At 42.5% G+C, this 17,669-nt stretch carries 22 protein-coding genes; 1 reads left to right on the top strand and 21 read right to left on the bottom strand.

Annotation, left to right across the window (positions count from 1 at the left end; genetic code table 11):
- Positions 1-16 precede the first annotated feature (16 nt).
- The 14 genes from ABDW02_RS05070 to ABDW02_RS05005 all read right to left on the bottom strand — a co-directional run bounded on the left by ABDW02_RS05070 (position 17) and on the right by ABDW02_RS05005 (position 10,505).
- On the bottom strand, positions 17-532 hold the full coding sequence (locus ABDW02_RS05070; protein ID WP_343632753.1) for a hypothetical protein: 516 nt from the start codon (positions 530-532) through the stop codon (positions 17-19).
- A 23-nt stretch (positions 533-555) separates the two neighbouring features.
- The gene (locus tag ABDW02_RS05065) at positions 556-957 is read right to left on the bottom strand and encodes a VOC family protein (protein WP_343632751.1); all 402 of its coding nucleotides are present in this window, start codon (positions 955-957) and stop codon (positions 556-558) included.
- A 91-nt stretch (positions 958-1,048) separates the two neighbouring features.
- Positions 1,049-1,375, bottom strand: coding sequence for a hypothetical protein (locus ABDW02_RS05060; protein ID WP_343632749.1), 327 nt, complete (start codon positions 1,373-1,375; stop codon positions 1,049-1,051).
- An 80-nt stretch (positions 1,376-1,455) separates the two neighbouring features.
- On the bottom strand, positions 1,456-1,941 hold the full coding sequence (locus ABDW02_RS05055; protein WP_343632747.1) for a hypothetical protein: 486 nt from the start codon (positions 1,939-1,941) through the stop codon (positions 1,456-1,458).
- 180 nt (positions 1,942-2,121) lie between these two features.
- The gene (locus ABDW02_RS05050; RefSeq protein ID WP_343632746.1) at positions 2,122-2,667 is read right to left on the bottom strand and encodes a redoxin domain-containing protein; all 546 of its coding nucleotides are present in this window, start codon (positions 2,665-2,667) and stop codon (positions 2,122-2,124) included.
- Between the two features lie 253 nt (positions 2,668-2,920).
- Entirely contained in the window at positions 2,921-3,778 is an 858-nt protein-coding gene (locus ABDW02_RS05045; RefSeq protein WP_343632744.1) for an AraC family transcriptional regulator, read from the bottom strand.
- Positions 3,775-4,245 carry a GNAT family N-acetyltransferase gene (locus tag ABDW02_RS05040; RefSeq protein ID WP_343632742.1) on the bottom strand — a complete coding sequence of 157 codons (471 nt, stop codon included), beginning with the start codon at positions 4,243-4,245 and terminating at the stop codon, positions 3,775-3,777. Before ABDW02_RS05040 ends, ABDW02_RS05045 begins: the two co-directional genes overlap by 4 nt.
- Positions 4,246-4,250: 5 nt before the next feature.
- Positions 4,251-4,673, bottom strand: a complete 423-nt coding sequence (locus tag ABDW02_RS05035) for a hypothetical protein (RefSeq protein WP_343632740.1) — start codon at positions 4,671-4,673, stop codon at positions 4,251-4,253.
- Between the two features lie 8 nt (positions 4,674-4,681).
- Positions 4,682-5,617 carry an alpha/beta hydrolase gene (locus ABDW02_RS05030; RefSeq protein WP_343632738.1) on the bottom strand — a complete coding sequence of 312 codons (936 nt, stop codon included), beginning with the start codon at positions 5,615-5,617 and terminating at the stop codon, positions 4,682-4,684.
- 140 nt (positions 5,618-5,757) lie between these two features.
- Positions 5,758-6,768, bottom strand: a complete 1,011-nt coding sequence (locus ABDW02_RS05025) for an AraC family transcriptional regulator (protein WP_343632736.1) — start codon at positions 6,766-6,768, stop codon at positions 5,758-5,760.
- Complete coding sequence (locus ABDW02_RS05020; RefSeq protein ID WP_343632734.1) at positions 6,704-7,462, bottom strand: SDR family oxidoreductase; 759 nt, start codon at positions 7,460-7,462, stop codon at positions 6,704-6,706. The genes ABDW02_RS05025 and ABDW02_RS05020 overlap by 65 nt, the downstream gene beginning before the upstream one ends.
- A 128-nt stretch (positions 7,463-7,590) precedes the next feature.
- Positions 7,591-8,091, bottom strand: a complete 501-nt coding sequence (locus tag ABDW02_RS05015; RefSeq protein ID WP_343632732.1) for a hypothetical protein — start codon at positions 8,089-8,091, stop codon at positions 7,591-7,593.
- Between the two features lie 66 nt (positions 8,092-8,157).
- Positions 8,158-9,618, bottom strand: a complete 1,461-nt coding sequence (gene bchE, locus ABDW02_RS05010; RefSeq protein WP_343632730.1) for a magnesium-protoporphyrin IX monomethyl ester anaerobic oxidative cyclase — start codon at positions 9,616-9,618, stop codon at positions 8,158-8,160.
- Positions 9,619-9,761: 143 nt separating this feature from the next.
- The gene (locus ABDW02_RS05005) at positions 9,762-10,505 is read right to left on the bottom strand and encodes an SDR family oxidoreductase (protein ID WP_343632728.1); all 744 of its coding nucleotides are present in this window, start codon (positions 10,503-10,505) and stop codon (positions 9,762-9,764) included.
- Positions 10,506-10,658: 153 nt separating this feature from the next.
- Here ABDW02_RS05005 and ABDW02_RS05000 point away from each other — a divergent pair, with 153 nt between their 5' ends.
- A complete protein-coding gene (locus tag ABDW02_RS05000; protein WP_343632726.1) occupies positions 10,659-10,970 on the top strand; it encodes a helix-turn-helix domain-containing protein in 312 nt (103 codons plus the stop codon).
- 15 nt (positions 10,971-10,985) lie between these two features.
- Here ABDW02_RS05000 and ABDW02_RS04995 read toward each other — a convergent pair whose 3' ends face one another.
- From ABDW02_RS04995 to ABDW02_RS04965, 7 genes are all read right to left on the bottom strand, one after another.
- On the bottom strand, positions 10,986-11,663 hold the full coding sequence (locus tag ABDW02_RS04995; protein ID WP_343632724.1) for a carboxypeptidase-like regulatory domain-containing protein: 678 nt from the start codon (positions 11,661-11,663) through the stop codon (positions 10,986-10,988).
- A 165-nt stretch (positions 11,664-11,828) separates the two neighbouring features.
- Positions 11,829-12,332 carry an SRPBCC domain-containing protein gene (locus ABDW02_RS04990; RefSeq protein ID WP_343632722.1) on the bottom strand — a complete coding sequence of 168 codons (504 nt, stop codon included), beginning with the start codon at positions 12,330-12,332 and terminating at the stop codon, positions 11,829-11,831.
- Positions 12,322-12,654 (bottom strand): metalloregulator ArsR/SmtB family transcription factor, encoded by a 333-nt coding sequence (locus tag ABDW02_RS04985; protein WP_343632720.1) that lies wholly within the window; start codon positions 12,652-12,654, stop codon positions 12,322-12,324. Before ABDW02_RS04985 ends, ABDW02_RS04990 begins: the two co-directional genes overlap by 11 nt.
- Before the next feature lie 230 nt (positions 12,655-12,884).
- Positions 12,885-13,709, bottom strand: coding sequence for an AraC family transcriptional regulator (locus tag ABDW02_RS04980; RefSeq protein ID WP_343632718.1), 825 nt, complete (start codon positions 13,707-13,709; stop codon positions 12,885-12,887).
- Between the two features lie 156 nt (positions 13,710-13,865).
- Positions 13,866-15,860: a T9SS type A sorting domain-containing protein gene (locus ABDW02_RS04975; protein ID WP_343632716.1), complete on the bottom strand. Its 1,995-nt coding sequence runs from the start codon at positions 15,858-15,860 to the stop codon at positions 13,866-13,868.
- 99 nt (positions 15,861-15,959) lie between these two features.
- Positions 15,960-16,643, bottom strand: coding sequence for an SMUG2 DNA glycosylase family protein (locus ABDW02_RS04970; RefSeq protein WP_343632714.1), 684 nt, complete (start codon positions 16,641-16,643; stop codon positions 15,960-15,962).
- A 78-nt stretch (positions 16,644-16,721) separates the two neighbouring features.
- The gene (locus tag ABDW02_RS04965; protein WP_343632712.1) at positions 16,722-17,600 is read right to left on the bottom strand and encodes a L,D-transpeptidase; all 879 of its coding nucleotides are present in this window, start codon (positions 17,598-17,600) and stop codon (positions 16,722-16,724) included.
- Positions 17,601-17,669: the final 69 nt, after the last annotated feature.

Here is a 17,669-nt window from a genome sequence, read left to right as displayed (position 1 = left end):
CGATCTTGTAACAAAGTTAACGGGCTAATTCGTCGTGATTGATTTCTTCCGGTGTTTGTTCTGATTGCATGAGTTGAATGAGTTGCTTCAATTCCTCCGGGTCTACAATGTAATCACTGAAATAAATGTGATTTCCTTTCAGCCGGTGAACAGTTGAATTGCCGCCTAATCCGAAATTCTTTTTGATCAGGATATACTGGTTTATCCCCATTCTATCGGACCAATTTGTAATGGACTTCATGTCCGCTACTTTTATGCCGCGAGCTTTGCTGAAAGGCTTTGAATAATCGTAGAATTCTCCATTTTCATAGGTAAAGGCAATTTCGAGCTTTCGATTCGAGATGTAGAAGATCGCATTTACGATCGCAAATGAAAAGAGCAATCCCAAAAAGGAGGCTAATAAAATACGCCCGATGGAAAGCCCGTCATTCAGTACCAGGATCAAAACAGTTCCGGTTCCGAGTGCAAGTGTGGAAAGAACCAGGAAGAACACTCTTTGGGTGTATCGTTTTTTATTGACAAGAATTTTCATAGTATATAGGTTGAATTTAGTGTTTACATTCCGGGCCAATAGAGGAAATTGAATTTATGTCCGTCGGGATCGGCGAACCCGAAGGTATATCCCTGTTCGTAAGGCTGCGGTTCTGAAAAGATGGTTCCGCCGGCCTGCATCACTTTTTCCGCCCATTGGTCTACTTCTTCCCTGCTTTCGGCAGATAATGAGAAAATGACCTCATTGGAAGATACCGGGATGGAAAGTCCGCCGTTTACCGGTTTGGATAAACGCTCTTCCGTGAAGAAATTGATGATAAAATGACTCGTTTCCCCGAAAATGAAGCTCACGAATTCATCATTCTGTTGGTTGTCATTCCGTTTAAAACCCAGTGCCGTATAAAAAGCGGCTGTTTTCTTCAAATCAGCGGAGACATAATTTCCCCAAATCAATCTTACTTCCATGCGTTTTGTTTTTAGACCATTAAGTTAGTGATTGAATGTTAACCATGCTTCTAAAAAGCTATAAAATAGCGCAGGAAGCAAAGTCTTCGGTTTATAGCAATCGAACAAATCGTTCGTTGACTATTTTCCTCCCGGTATTGTGATTGAGACTGGTCAAGAGAATTTCCTTTCCACCGTTTGCCTTACCGGTATAATTAATCATTCTTCCGTCGCCGAAACGGTCCGGTGTGCTAAAACTGATAATCCCGTTACGACTGGTGTATCGTCCCTTGATGACTCCGCTTATCACGTTTTCTTTCTTCAGCCAACCGGCAACCTGTTTCCTGTCTCCTTCTCCTTTTATCAGGCAGTCCAGTAATGTTCCGTCTTTATAGAACCGAAAAAATTTCACCCCGTTATAGTAAATCCCGTCCAGCATATGACCAACTAATTTAATCAAATAAAGCCATGCACAATGATTTGCGCATGGCTTTCCAAAATACCGTTTTTTACTAGTCTTTAACTTCTGTTGACCGACCTTTGTTTGAAAACCTGGTAAACGGAACCACCGATAAAGAGCAGTAAAATCACAAACAGCGTTTTACCGATCAACGGATCTGTGATGTCTTTGGCCAGGGGATGTCCAACCGGAATTCGTGTCAGGGTTTCGTTCACGGTAGGAAGCATGGACAGGAAAAAGCTAAACGAAAGCAGGAAATTCTCCACGTACCTGGAACCGTTTTTTCCCGGTTTCTTGAGTGACAATAAATAAGCAGTACCTATCAAAAGCAGGATGACCAATGAAAGGATGTGTCCCGGATTGAAGCCACCCATTTTGGAAATTCCCAATGCTGTTAAAGAAGTAATTGCTGTGAAGTAGAAATAGATTTTGCCGGTGAGGTGTTTCAGATCGATTTTACCGAACCGGATGAAAGACACGATCGCTGCAACGATGGCAATAACACCGATAACGGTATGAAAAATGCCTAAACCTGTTAATCCCATTTTTTTATGATTTTTGATTGATGTATGAATTAGTTTAAAGTACTTCCGGGTATTGATCAATTAATTTTTCACGCAGATGGCGCTGATTGCGCAGATGACATGCGACTCATCTTTTTCTCTCACGTACATGCGGATCGGAGCGCGTTTATGCATCTGAAAAACAACTGAATCCGGAAACAATTAATTTAAGAATGCTTTGATTTGTTCAAGCGGTAAATGATCACCGATGTACTTTCCGTAATAAGCTTTTTTGACCGTTCCGTTCTCATCGATCAGGAAATCTCCACCGATCGTATTCGCATTTCCATCCTGTTTCATCGGGGTTTTGTATAACTTCTTTCCTTCTTTTGCCTTGCCGATTGCTCCGTGAAACAACGATTTGAACACTTTCCCGGTACTTCTTTCAATGTCATACAATTTATACAGGCTTTGATCCGGATTCGGGATCAGCACTGCATACGGATTTTCTCCGTCCAGATAGGTTTTCATATTCTCTGCCGAACTTTCGTAAACAGCCAGCACTACCAGGTTTCTCGATTTGAAGTAGGCCGCTTGTTCCTGAATTTCATGAAAACGCAGGTTACAAATCGGACATCCTACGTTCCGGTAGAATGTCAGCAGCACTTTCTTCCCTTTCAAATCTGCAAGACTCATGGTTTTGCCGTTCACATCGGTTGTTGTAAAAACCGGAGCCGCCTGTTGTTCTTTTACTTTTGCCTGTCTCATAATAACTGATTGATTTGTTAGCGACATTATTCCCATCACGAATAGTGATCCTGCGAACACTTTTTTTAATCCCGCCATGTTTAAGATTTAATGATACTTTGCCATTATTGACTCGGCAAAGGTGTCGCGGAAAAACACAATCTATTTTGTGAATTCGTTCAAAAAATTGGCAATTCGGTTCAAACAGCCATATGGGATGAATTGGCGGTCAAAAAGAGGAAGAAAAGCTAAAAAACGGGAACCAACTAATCGCTTAAGCGTTTTTTTGCGTCAGGCGGAAGTTGCTCGGTGAGTATCCGAATTGGTCCGTGAAGCTTTTGGAGAAATTAGCCACATCGTTGAATCCACAGTCAAAAGCGATCTCTGTTATACGCAGATCAGATTTTAAAAGCAATTCGGCAGCCCTTTCCAGTTTTTTGGTTTTGATATAACTGGCCGGAGTGTCGTTATACCACTTTGCAAACTCGCGTTTGAAGGACGAGACACTCAGGTTCGTATGCTGCGCCAGTTCCTCGATGGTTAATTGTGAAAACAAATGCGCTTCAACGACCTGTTTGAAGGAATATGCAGCCCGGGAGAAAAGCTGGGAAAGAATGATGCGGATTTTTTCTGCATTCGGTGTGAGAGATAGCAGCAATATGATTTCCTTCAGTTTCAGGATGAGGATATCTTCCTGGAATATGGACGGATTCTCAAAATAGAACATCAATCCCTCGATGTATTTTTGGATCAGGAAATCATTGTTTATCTGTTCAATGGATTGATTGGAAATGATATTTTGGGGTTTCAGGAGCAATTCCGGTAATTCTTTATCGTAGATTTTCTTCAGGATGGAAGGATGAAAATGGATAATCACAATTTCTACCGGATCGGTTGTTTCGGAGTTGCTTATTTGTTTGTCGGTAGTGACGCAATTTAACAACAGGGAATGTTTTGCAGGAAATTCTTTCGCTTCATTGTCAAACGAATACTGCATATTCCCTTGCTGCATGTACAGAAAGCAGGCATTATCAGTAACAGGAAACGGGAATTCAAAAGGAGGTTTTACCACTACCTTCTGAAAGAGCATTTTCCCGAACAATTCATGCGTATGGTGTTCCAGCAACATCATCTTTCTATTCTTTTTTCAAAACAGACACTATCGGCCACAGATGCATATTGTCCGTAGTTGGGAATAACGCTGTATTTGCATTTCTGATACAAAGCTATTGCTTCTTTCATATCATTGCCCGTTTCGAGGATACATTTTCGGTATTCCAATTCTTTTGCCCAACTTTCCAATTCCTTCAGAACTGCCGAAGCAATTCCTTTTCCGCGTTGTTCCAGGGGCACAAACATGCGTTTTATTTCCATCGAATCCGGAGCATACTCTTTCATGGCCCCGCATCCCACAACGGTATTGTTTTCATAAGCGAGCACCACGTGTTTGATCTGATCCACTTTGTTGAAGGATGCAAAGAAATCATTCATTTCTCCGTTGCGGATTGCCAAATAACGGTCCAGTTCCGAAACCAGCAGCCGGAAATCGGGATTGTCTGAATCGGTTCTTTTGATCGTGATATCTCTGATTGTATCCATTCTCATTATTTTTCAAACCGAACGCTTCCTGAATTAACCGTTGTAATCCGATGCGTAAACGGGTTCGGGCTGCCGATTCGCCATTTACCGTTCTCAAACAAAAACGACATGAACCTGCCTGAATGCTTTTCGGAAAGCGTCAGGCTATCCCCTTCATTCGGTTCGTATTCAAAATCGAAGCAATTCCGATCGTTCAGTTCCGTCAAAATAGTTTCATCCGTGAGTTCCCGGTTAAATGCCTGATCCGGTTCCATCAGCAAGCCGTCCATGGTTTGCTCAGACAAGCCGGTGATTTTGTTTAAAGTCCAGCGGTAACTTCTCTGCTCAGTGGCATTATTTCCCCTGTTTCTGCGGGAGTTTTTGTTGTGGATCGTTTCCGGCTCCACTTCGCAGGTACAAAACGTAATATTCGCAGCGTTTTCACACATGACAACTCTTAGTTATTCCCGTTATCAGCTTTTTGAAAGGAACGAAGGTGTTTGATTTTTTCTCCGATGTACCGGAGCGCTTTATCGTAAGTTTCAATTCCATGCCCCACGTTTTCATACACTTTTGTCTCTTTCAGTTTTTTCAGCTGTCTTTTAGCATTATCTCCCGATTTCTGATACGGAAACAACAAGTCTTTATCTCCCAAAAGCAGGTAAGTGTCCACTTTCACTTCCTCCAGCTGCTCGTTCATGTAATACGGTTTTTGCGTTTTATCCTTGTAACGGCTTATCGCAAAAACTTCATAATCGATCAGCATATTTTCTGAGAATTCCGATAATTGGTGATTCGGTTTTGAAAAGACTGCTTTATCCAGGAATCTGGCCACATTCTTTTTACTGGGTTTAATAATGGGCAGCAGGTTGAAATAAAGATTTTTCAGTGTCAGAGAAAAAGGCTGTAAGCAACCCGGATTCAACAAAAACGCAGCATGCACCTTCTCCGGATGAACAATTCCCAGTTTCATACAAACCAATCCGCCGAATGATGCTCCTGCTATAAATGCTTTTTCAATGTGGAGTTTTTCAAAGACTTCCGAAGCCCAAACTCCATAATCCAGGCCTTTAATATCGGGCGTATCTCCTTTACTTAAATTCGGCAGTCCGTTTGTTTCAACCATAAATACGCGCATTTTATGGTGGAGATTATCCAATCCCTTATCAAAATCCCAGATTAAGGATGTGGTTCTTGCACCCGGAAAAATAACCAGCGTATCTAACTGTTCCTCTTTGGTGTGAAGTCCCCAAACATGCGTTTTTCCCAATGATGTTTCGATTTCGTAACGCTCATACTTCCTGTTATTCTCTTTTTCCAGTTGACTGACCCAATTTTCAAAATAATCGCGGTCCTGTTTTTCATTTTTGAAGTATGATTTTCTGATTACCATAATGGGTTATTATTGAATGTTATGAATGAGGTTACGCTGAAAAACGATTCAAAATTCCGTTTATCATTGCGCGCGTAAAATTCGGTATTTTTTTGAAACCGTTGATTGATTTCCCCCGATCAGATTCAAAAACCCACTTTTCAGTTAAACGATTGCCTGAATTCCAGCGGAGTTTGTTTGGTTTTGCTTTTAAACAGGCGGCTGAATGATTGTGCGTGTTCAAATCCCAGACCAAAGGCGATTTCACCGATGGATAATTGAGTGGTGGAAAGCACTTCCTTGGCTTTTTCAATGAGCCTGTTCTGAATATGCTGCTGGGCATTTTGTCCGGTCAGGCTGCGGAGCATATCGCTCAGATAATTGGGCGATAAATTCAATTGGTCGGCTATATACTGAACGGTCGGAATTCCCTGATCCAATCCTTTTTCGTTGTTGAAGTAATTATCCAGCAATTGTTCCATCTTTTGCAGCAGGTCGATATGGACCGATTTCCGGGTCAGGAATTGCCGTTTGTAAAAACGATTGCTGTAATTCAACAGCGATTCGATCTGTGAAATGATCACATCCTGCGTAAAATCGTCCAGCCGGCTTTGCAATTCCTCTTCGATATTTTCAAAAATGGAAATGATGGTATCTTTTTCTTTAGCAGACAGGTGCAATGCTTCATTGGCCGTATAAGCGAAAAAACCGTATTGTTTGATCTTCGCTGCAAGTGGGTAGTTTAAAAAGAAATCGGGATGAACAATCAACGTATATCCCGAATAATCTCCGTTATTTTCTGCCCTGGCCGTTACCTGGTTCGGTGAAACAAAAAACAATCCGCCCTCATCGAAATCGTAGTATTGCCGGCCATATTTCAATTTTCCTTTTAAGGCTTGCTTGAACGATAGTTTGTAAAAAACAGAGGTATGCGTATCAGGCAGATTGGTTATAGCCAACCGGTTGCCGGTATTTTTTATCAAACTGATCAAAGGGTGCAAGGGTTTTGGCAACCCCAGCAACCGATGTAAGTCTGACAATGAATCGTAATTGTAAGGAATATGTGCGTCCTTTTTCATTGCATGAATGTATAAAATTCCGCTTGTTTTACCATGGAATTTCGCCACTTTCCGGATTGTTATCCAGGCAGAAAAACCGTCCTGTCGGGCCATCGTTATCCATGATTGCGTATCGAAGAATGTGTTCGGCCCCAACTTCCACACTGCTGGTTCCCAGGTGGTGATTGAAATCGGTAGCGGTTGATGGCGGGCTTACTGCATTTACTTTAAAATTCGTATCGCGTAATTCAAAAGCCAGCGCAATCGTATACATATTGAGGGCCGACTTGGAAGATTGATAAACGGCTCCTTTTGCGTGGTAGTATTTGTAGGAAGGATCGCTGTGCAAAGTGAGAGATCCCTGGCTGGAACTTACATTCACGATACGGGGTTCCGGGGATTTCTGCAACAAGTCTATAAAGGCTTGCGTGGTACGGATAACACCAAAAACATTTACTTCATAGACTTCTTTGTATTTCGCTATGCCGGTACCAAGAGCGGTGTGCATCAACGGTTTATCGCCTTCAAACTCAATTCCGTTAATACCCGCGTTGTTGATCAGGATATCCAGTACGTCTGTTTTTCGCCCGATTTGTTCACGCGCGCTCATTACGGAACCGGCATCAGTGACATCCAGTTGTATAGCCTCCACACTGTTTATTCCTTCTTCCTGAAGTTTTTTCACGGCTTCCGATCCATTTTTGAGATCCCGGGTTCCCATATAAATGTAATACCCTTTTCGAGCCAATTGCCGGGCCATTTCGAAACCAATTCCCTTGTTTGCTCCTGTAATCAATACTTTTTTCATTGCTTATTATATTTCTTATTTGAAATACAAAAGTCGACAAGGAGGTACAGCTCTTCCTAACCGTATTCCGGTATTTCGTAACAGAATCCCGGGAGATCTTAAAAGGAAAGGTCGAAAAACAAATCGGTCTATTTCATCAACGGAAAAAATACTTCTTTCCGGACAAAATTGTTAGAATCAACACGGTGACTAAGTGTATCTTGCCAAAATTCACCTATTTCCAAAAAGTAACAACTCACTTTAATGCTTTGACCTTCCTTGTCAATCAGTTCGAACCAACTGAAATTCCACCAGGGAAGCCTGGAACCTGACGGACTTTGATGAAGGACTACTTTAATTACTTCGAAAGTTTTTAGAGTGATCTCTTCTGCCCGATTAATGAAGGTAATCGTGTCACGTCTTAGTATCAATTTAGCATTTCTTGAATAGTTCAAATGATTTAAATGAATGATCAGCCCTGGAATAGAGAAAAGAGACAGGACTAAATTTGAAATAATCAAAGCTACCATTTCACCTTCATTACAGATAAGAAAAAAAGAAAGACTTACCTGTAAAATTAAAGTGACCCAAACAAGTAAAGACTCCTTAATAGCCTTACTAAATTCCAGTTGGTACGTATGTTCTTTCATTGATTTATGGTGAGATATACGAAAGTATACGATAAATGTACGACACTTTTTAAAGCAATCCCTGAATCACTTCCAAAAGTCCTTCATTTTTACCTTTTCGTTGTGACGCAGCAATTTCGTGACGAAAAAGAACTGGTATAATTCCCAGAACCAAACGCGTCTGCCGATATTGGTGTACCAGCGCATGGCACTCCGCAACCTTGCTTCTTTGTGAAAAAACAGCCGTTTCAACGCTTTAGGCCGCAATTGAACGGTGATCTCGATGAGCTTCACATACAAAATCACTTTCCAGGGTTTCAGGTATTGCGTTTTGAGTACCTGGTGCTTGTAATCCCATTTTCGCTGATCGGTCAGGATGATTTCCTTTTCTTTCACTTCTTCAAAATAGGGTGTCCATTTGTGCGGAGTTGCATAGAGTAATTGTATCTGGTCGGGATCATACGAAACCAATTGCTTCCAGCTGTTGTAAAAATCGCGCGTTTTTTCTTCCCCGAAACCAACTACGTATGTCGCCATGGAAAGGATGTTGTATTTTCGCAGCAGTTGAATGGCTTCTTTGTCTTTGGAAACCGTTCCCGCTTTTTTAATCCGTTCAAGCACTACTTCATCGTAATTTTCGATTCCCAGCAGGAAGCGCTCGAACCCCGCTTGTTTGTATAAGTGAAGAAAGGCGGCATCCCGGACAATATTATCCGCACGAATGGAACCCACCAGGATCAGTTTCAGGTTCTTTGCCACCAGGGCTTCCAGGAATTCCCGCCAGGCTTTCGGGTTGGAAGAAGGATTCTCATCTGCGAAATTAAAGACCAGTACCCCGTATTCTTTGTGCAGCATTTCCATTTCATCTGCCAAAGATTGTGCACTCCGGTGCCGCCACTTCTTCCAGAACAAGCTCTGTCCGCAATAAGTGCACGGATACGGACAACCTCTTGAAAATTGGATCACGACGGCTTTCCGTTTTCCCCAATAGGTGTAATTGTAGCCTTTCATCAATTCCCAACCGATGTGGTAATCGTCCAGGTTTTGTATGAGATCTGCTGCCGCAGTTTTAATCGGTACACCATGTCGGTTGAATGCTAATCCTTTCACAGTTTCCGGATCTGAATCGTTTTCCAAAGCCGCCACCAAGTTTAAGACAATCTCCTCGCCTTCTCCACAAACAATGTAGTCGATTTGCGGATTGTCTTCCAGGATTTCTTTCCAGTGATAGGTAGGAAAAACGCCTCCGATAATGATCTTGACACGTCCGTTTTGCAGTCTGACGCGTTTGGTAATCTCGTCAATGATTGGCTGCGCCGAAGTAGAACCGGAATGTCCCAGCAAGATTGAATCCGGGTTTTGTTCCAGGATCAAAGCAACTACTTTTTGGATTTTATAATTGTAGTAATCGGCATCCAGCAGCGTGACCTCGTGCCCGGCATCTAGTAACGGCCCTCCGATGGACAACAGGCCCAATGGCGGTAAATGTTCGTTAGCCATTCTGCTTCCTATGGATAAATGGGGCGGGTTGATTATTAAAATTTTCATTGGAATGGATTTAAATGATTCTAGAATCCAAATTTATTAAAGTACTTTGAATTACAAAGTAAATTAACATACTTTTCCATTTTACTCCATAAAAAAATGCCGCAGATTAATTCTGCGGCATTCTAACACAGGTGATTGAGAATTTATTTCAGCGCGTAATTGATGTATCCGCCATCCACTAACAGTTCGGTTCCTGTGATAAAGCTTGCATCATCCGAAGCGAGGAATAAGACGGTTTTAGCGATCTCCTCTGCTCTACCCATTCGCTGCATAGCTGTAGCTCCTGCAAACAAATCCCTGGAAGTTCCCTGCGTTGCTTTATCGAAGCCCGGAGTTTCGGTAGGTCCCGGACTTACAATATTTACACGGATCTTTCTTTCTGCCAATTCGTTCGCCGCAATTTGAGCAATTTTATTCAATGCTCCTTTGGTAGCAGAATATCCGCTGGTACCGATATTGGTTGCTGTTGCAACTGTTGAAGAAGTAAACAGCACGGCTGATCCTTCCGCTAGAAACGGAATCATTTTTTGAAGCGTGAAATACGGTCCTTTGACATTGGTATTGAACTGTGCATCAAAATCTGCTTCACTGGCAGTTTCAATGGGTGCAAACAGGGCAATTCCTGCATTCAGGAAAAGCACATCTATTTTCTGTCCGCTTTCCGAAACAGCCTTTTCCAAAGCCGAAATACCAGCCAGATTAGCGGTATCAGATACAACCGTATGCAATTTCGGGCTATTGATTTCTTCTGCTGCTTTTTTCAGGTTGTCAGCACTCCGGCTGGTGATCCAAACACTTGCTCCTGCGTTGATGAATGCTTTTGCGCTTGCCAGTCCGATCCCGGTACTTCCACCGGTAATAACTACGTTTTTGTTTGTAAAGTTCATTTTAATATTACTTTGTATGTGTTTATGCCACAAAGTTAGGCAGCAATTATTTACTTTCGTAACTTTGTTACAAAAAGTAACAGTAACCCCGAAGTAACAGAGTAACCTTTTATGGAATGTAAACCGATACGAACAGAAGAACACAAAAAGGAAATGCGAGCCGTTCAGGACTCCATGGATGTATTGAACGGAAAGTGGAAAATTGCCATTATCTCTTCCATTTGCTATTACAACAAGCGAAGATTTTCGGATATCCTCAACGATGTGGAAGGTATTTCAAACAAAATGCTGAGCAAGGAACTGAAAGAATTGGAGGTCAATAAACTCATTAGCAGAACCATCCTGGATACGCAGCCGATTACGGTTCAATATGAATTGACCGAACACGGTCTTACGTTAAAAACAATTATAAATCATCTGACCTCCTGGGGAATTGCTCACCGGAAAAAGATCCTGGAAGAATAGTTGCATAAGTCGTTCCTATTTTCCGAACCAGCTTCTGATTTTCCGTTTCATGCGTTCCTTACGGGAGGGCATATGTACATAAAATGTGGTGATTTCACTTTCTGAATGGAGCATTATATCCAATTTTCCATTTTTCAGCGGAACGTCATTTTGAGGATCCTCCAGTTTTTTTAAATCCCTAAATACAAGTTCCTCTTTCGGATAACCGACACAATCAATTTCCAGGGTATCGGGCATCGAAGTTGACGGAACATTTTTTAAAACCAACCTGAAATTCCCATCCATATCAGTCGCTGTTTTCAAGGAATTGCTTTTTAACCGGACAATCGCAAACGGCAATTCTTCGCCGGTTTCCTTATCGATCACTCTTCCTTCAATGACTAAACTATCTGAATGGTTTTGTCCATAGGAAGTTGTGGCAATAGAAACAGTTATTCCGGTAATTGCCGCCGCTTTTAACAATGAATTCCCGGATTTAGGGATTTCCCTCCCCCAATTCTCCAACTGTTTGGGATGGTACATGCCGCACAGGCTGTTGTTGTGCTCTTTTTGCTGTTTTTCAATTTCAGCCCAGCTGGATTTTGAAAAGTCTACGATTTTTTTCTCACATTGTGCGCAAATACGGCCACCGGGAACCGGAGCCATATCGAGCCAGTTTTGTCCGCAATGTTTCGGTCTTGGAATTGATGCCATGTTCCTGTTGTTATACCGGTTACTCCTCAACAAGATGAATCTTTAGCCGGTATTCCATAAATGTACCCAAACTTTTATCGAGTGGCAGCCAATATTCTTAAAATACGGAAGTAATACTTATTGAGAACAACTTCAGCAATTTTGCCAGACATCTGAAGATCAGTCTCATTGCTTGAATGTTTCCAATAATTCGTCCAGGTTAGCGAGACTTGCCGACATGCCTTCTTTGAAACCGTTTTTCACCAGGTATTCCAGTACTTCAAGGTTTCCATAGACTGCTTTGATTTCAACATATGTACGGCCATCAGACTCCCTGAAAAGATTCGTGCACTCGGTTCGTGGAAAATCCGGATTAATTGTTCCTGCTTCATTGCTGAAACCTCTCAGTTCCACAATCCTTTTCCGAGATTCTATGATTTGGTAATCGTAACGCGTCCAGTGTTTTTCTCCCTGCGGGCTCACCATCGCGTAATGCCAATGACCACCTTCCCGGAAATCCATGGTTTTGGTTTCCGCCTTCCACGGTTTGGGAGCAATCCATTTCTCCAGGAATTCCGGAGTTGTCCAGGCTTCCCAAACCAATTCCAGGTCTGCGTCAAACTCGCGTTTTACGGTAATTGTTTGGTTCTCCTTGTCGACTGCAAAGTCAAATATCAGTTCATTTTTCATCTCTTTGCTTTTTCATTTTTTCCAATACCTCATCCAATTGATTGAACTGAGTTTCCCAAATAGCACGAAATTGCTCCAGCCACTGATCGATCTCTTTCATCTTGTTCACCTCCAGTGAATAATAAATTTCCCGGCCTTGTTGTTTTTGAGCGATCAGGTCACATTCCGACAAAATGCGCAGGTGTTTGGACACAGCCTGGCGCGTAGAGTCAAAATGTTCTGCTAGTGCATTCGGGGTCATTGCCTGCAGTGCAATCAGTGCAATAATTGCCCGTCTGGTGGGATCCGCTATTGCCTGAAAGATATCTCTTCGTGTTTCCATTACGCAACCATTTAATTGCAAATATAAAACAAATTTGATTTCCTGCAACTATTTGGTTTCTTTTTTCAATACAATTAAAAAAAGGACAGATTAACTATCCGTCCTTATCCACTAACCAACGTAAATAACTGTACTAAACCTGTTGTATTTACTTATGAAGAATTACAGATTCAAAGTTAAGTCATCAAAGCACCTTTCTTATTATGAAAAAGACGTGAAAGCTTTTGAATTTAGGGAATCAGGCTCTTTTTTAATTGTTCCTGCAGTTCCGAAGGTGTAAAAGTGGTGGCTGTTTTGACAAACGAACTAAAATTGGCCGTGCTGTCGAAATTCAGTTCGAAGGCAATTTCCTTTAAAGTCAGATCCCCGGAAACCATCAGGCGTTTTATTTCCAGTATCAATGACTCGTGTATCAACCTCAAAGGCGTTGTTCCGAAGGTTTCCTTACACAAAGCGGTCAGGCGGTCGGTACTCAGGTTCATGAATTCCGCATAATCGGCTACTTTTCTTTTCTCCTGGATATGCTGCCCCAGCAGTTGCAGGAATTCTCCACCGAAACTTCCTGCATTATTCTTAGCATGCAACTGGTGCTGTTCGATAAGTGTTATCAGCACGATTTGCAGGTAACTGTATGACTTATGGATGGAAAGTGGTGACAATTGCGGTTCTTTGGTGAGATTTAAAATACTTTGAGTGATCTCATACAAATGCTCAAAAGTACCTGCTTCCAATTGCACGCCTGCATTCGGGAAATACAGGTAATGGTATTTGATGGGAAAGATAAAATCGAAAATATCTTTTCGGAATTGCAGGATGAGTCCTTCTGCTGTTTCCCGTTTCAGGTGATGGATTTGTCCGGGATAAACAGTATAAACATTGTTTGACCGCAAACCGGTTTGTGTAAAATCGATCTGCTGTTCCCCTCCTCCTTCGCGAACGAGAATAATTTCAAAATAATCGTGCCGGTGCGGAATACTGAAATCGTAAGGATTTGGATAGTTCAAAGGTTCAACTACCAGGAAATTATTCGGATGCGGAAGACTTACAATATTCATACGGTCAAAGACGGTTGAGGCAAATATATTTCATTCACGGATAAAATGGTAATAACCCCGCCATTAATCTCAATTGAAAGACGGGGTTTTCGAGCTTATCTGCACTAATTGGCAAGCAGCTTTCTACAGAACATTCAGCTGCCAACTTTAAACAGGCTATTTAATCACCTGTAATTTGATAGACCTGGTTGCTTTTTCAGTTGCCAAATGTACCAGGTAGTATCCCGAAGCAAAATCACTGCTATCAATCTCAAGGATATTATTTCCTGCCTGGGTTTGCTGTGTAGTTCTCAGAACTTGTTTACCCGCTGCATCAGTGATGGTCAACACGGCATTTCCGCCTTCTTTCAATTGAACGGCAAGGAAGCTTTTACCGGATGCCGGGTTCGGATATAGCACCATTTGTTCGATCGTATTTTCAAGACTTGATACACCTGCGGTATTTGCCAATGTTGGTGATAAGTGAGGCAACGCGGTAAATGCACTGTTCATGATAGAAGTATTGTTCCCGTTGATCAACAGCGCGTTGTACTGCAGGTCATTCATTTTCCAGTTATTGTCCAAAGTTGCGGTCAATGTACTGGTATATACCGTACCGGCAATGAGTGTCGCCGGTAAATTAAAAGTCCCACCCCCGGGAGCGGGTGTAATGCTTCGTGCTACAAAATGAAAATTCACATCATCTACGTGGCCCGCTTCATTTTCCCAGCCTGCCATCACGCCGCTTCCACCGCCGGAATAATAGTTGTTTTGCGGCCAATCGGTTCCTGAGCCTTTCACATTACTTTCGGTGATCACCAACGCCAGTTTGGGATTAGGAATGTCCACCACCGGTTTTATAGTTACCGTTACGGAAACTGAATTTCCAGTAATCACCGGTGTACCAAGTGTGAAATCTGCAAACCCGAAATTGTTTTGTGCTGTATTAAAAGCCGTATCAATAGTCATCGGGTCTTTTACAATCGTGCGGTCAACCACCAGATTGGGAAAACCGCTCACATAATTAAACATGTAATTGTCGTAGGCCGGAAGTGTCATGGGATCCTCATTATGAACGGTAATCTGTGCCGCAACTCCATTGGGATGTGTGGCCGCAAAATGGTCCATATACACAGCGCCTCTCGGACACCATCCGCACCAGGTCCCCGTTCCTTCTTCAAACACCGGCCTTTTTAAAGGAATAACAGGAACACCTACAGTTATAGCTGTGGCAGTATCATTACTATGGTCCGTATCGTTGGAAGTTTCTATCCATGCTTTAATAGAATAACTGACATTCGCAGGGATGGCAACCGTGAGTCCTGAGGGGAAATCTGCAGTTGCCATAGACGCGAGCGGAGTGGAAATTAAGGGAGATGACTGCACCGCGCCGTTTCCTGCTTTGTATTTGATGTAATAACTGTTGATGGTAAGTGCACCGGTGTTTTTAACCTTCCCGGTAAGTGTGGCATTTGATCCGGAAAGCTGATAACCAGTTCCGGTAGAAGGATCCGGGTGATCTCCGGCAAACGCACTGATAACAGAACCGTCCGTGCCGTTCACCAACCGGATATTGTCGAACACAGCGCCTACCAGGGCCGCTCCCTGATTGTTATAACGGAAACCGAATTTGAGGTTGTTTTGCCCCGCATAAGCTCCTACAGGTACCGACCTGGTTTCCCATACACCGGTAGATGCGTTTACAGGGCCAACAAGCGAAATGGACGACCAGGACGAACCGCCATCCGTTGATACCACCAGGTCCAAAGACTCAATCTCAGGAGGATTGTTATTGGAGACATAATAAAAGTAGGCGACATCGAAATTCAATACGGCATTACCCGCGGAAGAAGGAAGAGAAACAAGCGGAGAAGACAATAGTGCATTATCGGCCGTAGCCTGCATTCCGTCAATACCTACCGCTTTCATGTGTGCGGCATCATTGAGTGAATGAAACAACGCATTTACGGCATTGGGAGCAATGGTATTGGGAACTCCCGTAACCCATTGAGTTGCGGGTTCAGAAGTCCAGCCGGCCGGTAATCCCGGATTGCTTACGGCATTGAAGTCTTCCGACAGGAACAATTGTGCATTTACACCATTTATTAGCAAGGAGAAAAAGGCTGCACTTAAAAGACGTGTTTTTTTGGAGAGCATAACGTAGTTTTTCATTTAAGTTATGAAGCAAAAATATCCGGCAGGTTGGAATTCCTGTTATGAAAAAGACGTAAATACTTTTGAATTTGAGGAGATTGGATTGGCAGGTTGAAATTATCCCTCAAAAGCTAACAGATACTTATCAATATACGCCTGTTTTTCTTTCAGCTTGTATTGCTGGATGAAGCGCGGATGCTCGAGGATTTCTATTTCGCCGAACAGACGAGCCTGTTTATTCAGCTTTTGAATGAAACCGGCATTTTTCTTCCCTAATACAAAGACTTTAGAAGTATCTAAGCCCATACCGATGTGCTTTTCCAGGGAGAAAATCATAAAATCTTTCACAGCCTCGAAAAGAGCCGGATCATCGTAATAGTTTGCATTCAGCCATTGTCCGTTCTTTGCCTGCTTTACAATTGCCAACGGAAACGGCGAATTGATGTAAAAGTGTTTGTAGAACGCTTCCGGACCGCCATATTCTGCAATCAGATCGTAGATAAAAACAGAAGAAAGCTCGTGCGTATGCGCTGAATGCATGGTAATTCCGCAAACAGATTCCAGGCGTTTGGTATCGGTAAACGGAACTCCGGTTACACCAGCACCGTGCCTGCTCGGATTAATCCCGACAATAAATTTCCGCTGCAGATCGTCGTTGTAGTATTTCTGATAGAATTGCTGCATCACCTCCATCGTTTCCGGGTTATCCAAATAAGGATTCAGGACACCGAAGCCCTCCGGTAATTTCCCCGGAAAGTGCAATTGACGATTGAAAGCGATTACTTTTTCTGCAAAACCCATATGAATTCAAATGGAAAAAGGTAAAAGGTAGTCAATCAATTATATGTTTCGATCACTATTCTTTTATTGATAACAAAACTAAGTATCTGCTTTTATATTTTGCACTTTTAATTTTGAATTCACCCGGTTTTCCTGTTCGGCCAGGATTTCATTTAAGAACGGCTCCGTGATCTGCCGGATCTCATTTTCCGAAATATCCAATGCATGGGGATCATTTACCAGCTTCAGCCAGGGTTTTTCCGCCTTAAAATCATAGCTTCCAAAGACAATGACAGGAGTTCCCTTTACCAGGACCGTTGATTTATCCGCCAATACCCACTGATCGGCCCAATTGTAGAGGTATTTTGCATCTTTTGTTACAAGCCTCAAACAGGAATGAGACGCCGGATATCCAGGCATGGTGTATTGGTGCCAACCGATTCCGCCTTTGTTCAGGATATTAAAGTTCCACTTTAACTCCCACTCGTCATTTACCGTACTGATAGTCTTTTTAGCTTTCCAGTTGGTGAAAAACAGACCGTTTGGTGTTTGCGCATCTTCCCTGCCCATATTCGTGGGACCGGTACGTACCAATTCCCCGCATTCATAAGCTGCGAACGTTTGTGTGGGATACGAAAAATAAATGATCTTGTCGACATCCTTCAAATAAGGAACACTCAACGGAAACGGGAAGTAATAGGCCACATCCCCGCTTCGGTCTTTGGGCACAATGACCGTATCCATCCGTTTGAAATTGGAAGCATCTGTGCGGTTTACAGCAAAAACCAGTTCTTTTTCGGTATCTGTGAGCGTAGAATCCAGGAGCCATTGTTTGGCATCCTTTAGTTCGTAAGCGATTGTTTTCGGTTGCTTTCTTTTCGGAAGCATGTTTTTTTCATCCTTCGGAGCTTCTTTATTGGGTTGACATCCAACTAAAAAAATTGCAAGCAGATTTAAAGCGATAAGAGACTTTTTCATATCCAACAAATTGATAGTTGAATATGCGGGAATCCACTCGGAAAACACTTACATAATTTTTGGATTTCG

Source organism: Fluviicola sp. (genome assembly GCF_039596395.1).
Taxonomy (GTDB): Bacteria; Bacteroidota; Bacteroidia; order Flavobacteriales_D; family Crocinitomicaceae; genus Fluviicola.
The sequence above is the reverse complement of the archived record's forward strand: the minus strand, read 5'-3'. Positions and strand labels throughout refer to the sequence as shown.

Coding starts and splice junctions, on each gene's coding strand:
- ABDW02_RS05005 (WP_343632728.1), bottom strand. CDS start 10,505: ATGAACTTTACAAACAAAAACGTAGTTATTACCGGTGGAAGTACCGGG.
- ABDW02_RS04980 (WP_343632718.1), bottom strand. CDS start 13,709: ATGAATATTGTAAGTCTTCCGCATCCGAATAATTTCCTGGTAGTTGAA.
- ABDW02_RS05020 (WP_343632734.1), bottom strand. CDS start 7,462: ATGAAAAAAGTATTGATTACAGGAGCAAACAAGGGAATTGGTTTCGAA.
- ABDW02_RS05070 (WP_343632753.1), bottom strand. CDS start 532: ATGAAAATTCTTGTCAATAAAAAACGATACACCCAAAGAGTGTTCTTC.
- bchE (WP_343632730.1), bottom strand. CDS start 9,618: ATGAAAATTTTAATAATCAACCCGCCCCATTTATCCATAGGAAGCAGA.
- ABDW02_RS04970 (WP_343632714.1), bottom strand. CDS start 16,643: ATGGGTTTTGCAGAAAAAGTAATCGCTTTCAATCGTCAATTGCACTTT.
- ABDW02_RS05000 (WP_343632726.1), top strand. CDS start 10,659: ATGCGAGCCGTTCAGGACTCCATGGATGTATTGAACGGAAAGTGGAAA.
- ABDW02_RS04985 (WP_343632720.1), bottom strand. CDS start 12,654: ATGGAAACACGAAGAGATATCTTTCAGGCAATAGCGGATCCCACCAGA.
- ABDW02_RS04975 (WP_343632716.1), bottom strand. CDS start 15,860: ATGAAAAACTACGTTATGCTCTCCAAAAAAACACGTCTTTTAAGTGCA.
- ABDW02_RS05050 (WP_343632746.1), bottom strand. CDS start 2,667: ATGAGACAGGCAAAAGTAAAAGAACAACAGGCGGCTCCGGTTTTTACA.
- ABDW02_RS05030 (WP_343632738.1), bottom strand. CDS start 5,617: ATGGTAATCAGAAAATCATACTTCAAAAATGAAAAACAGGACCGCGAT.
- ABDW02_RS05060 (WP_343632749.1), bottom strand. CDS start 1,375: ATGCTGGACGGGATTTACTATAACGGGGTGAAATTTTTTCGGTTCTAT.
- ABDW02_RS05055 (WP_343632747.1), bottom strand. CDS start 1,941: ATGGGATTAACAGGTTTAGGCATTTTTCATACCGTTATCGGTGTTATT.
- ABDW02_RS05065 (WP_343632751.1), bottom strand. CDS start 957: ATGGAAGTAAGATTGATTTGGGGAAATTATGTCTCCGCTGATTTGAAG.
- ABDW02_RS05045 (WP_343632744.1), bottom strand. CDS start 3,778: ATGATGTTGCTGGAACACCATACGCATGAATTGTTCGGGAAAATGCTC.
- ABDW02_RS04995 (WP_343632724.1), bottom strand. CDS start 11,663: ATGGCATCAATTCCAAGACCGAAACATTGCGGACAAAACTGGCTCGAT.
- ABDW02_RS05025 (WP_343632736.1), bottom strand. CDS start 6,768: ATGGCCCGACAGGACGGTTTTTCTGCCTGGATAACAATCCGGAAAGTG.
- ABDW02_RS05040 (WP_343632742.1), bottom strand. CDS start 4,245: ATGGATACAATCAGAGATATCACGATCAAAAGAACCGATTCAGACAAT.
- ABDW02_RS04965 (WP_343632712.1), bottom strand. CDS start 17,600: ATGAAAAAGTCTCTTATCGCTTTAAATCTGCTTGCAATTTTTTTAGTT.
- ABDW02_RS04990 (WP_343632722.1), bottom strand. CDS start 12,332: ATGAAAAATGAACTGATATTTGACTTTGCAGTCGACAAGGAGAACCAA.
- ABDW02_RS05035 (WP_343632740.1), bottom strand. CDS start 4,673: ATGTGTGAAAACGCTGCGAATATTACGTTTTGTACCTGCGAAGTGGAG.
- ABDW02_RS05015 (WP_343632732.1), bottom strand. CDS start 8,091: ATGAAAGAACATACGTACCAACTGGAATTTAGTAAGGCTATTAAGGAG.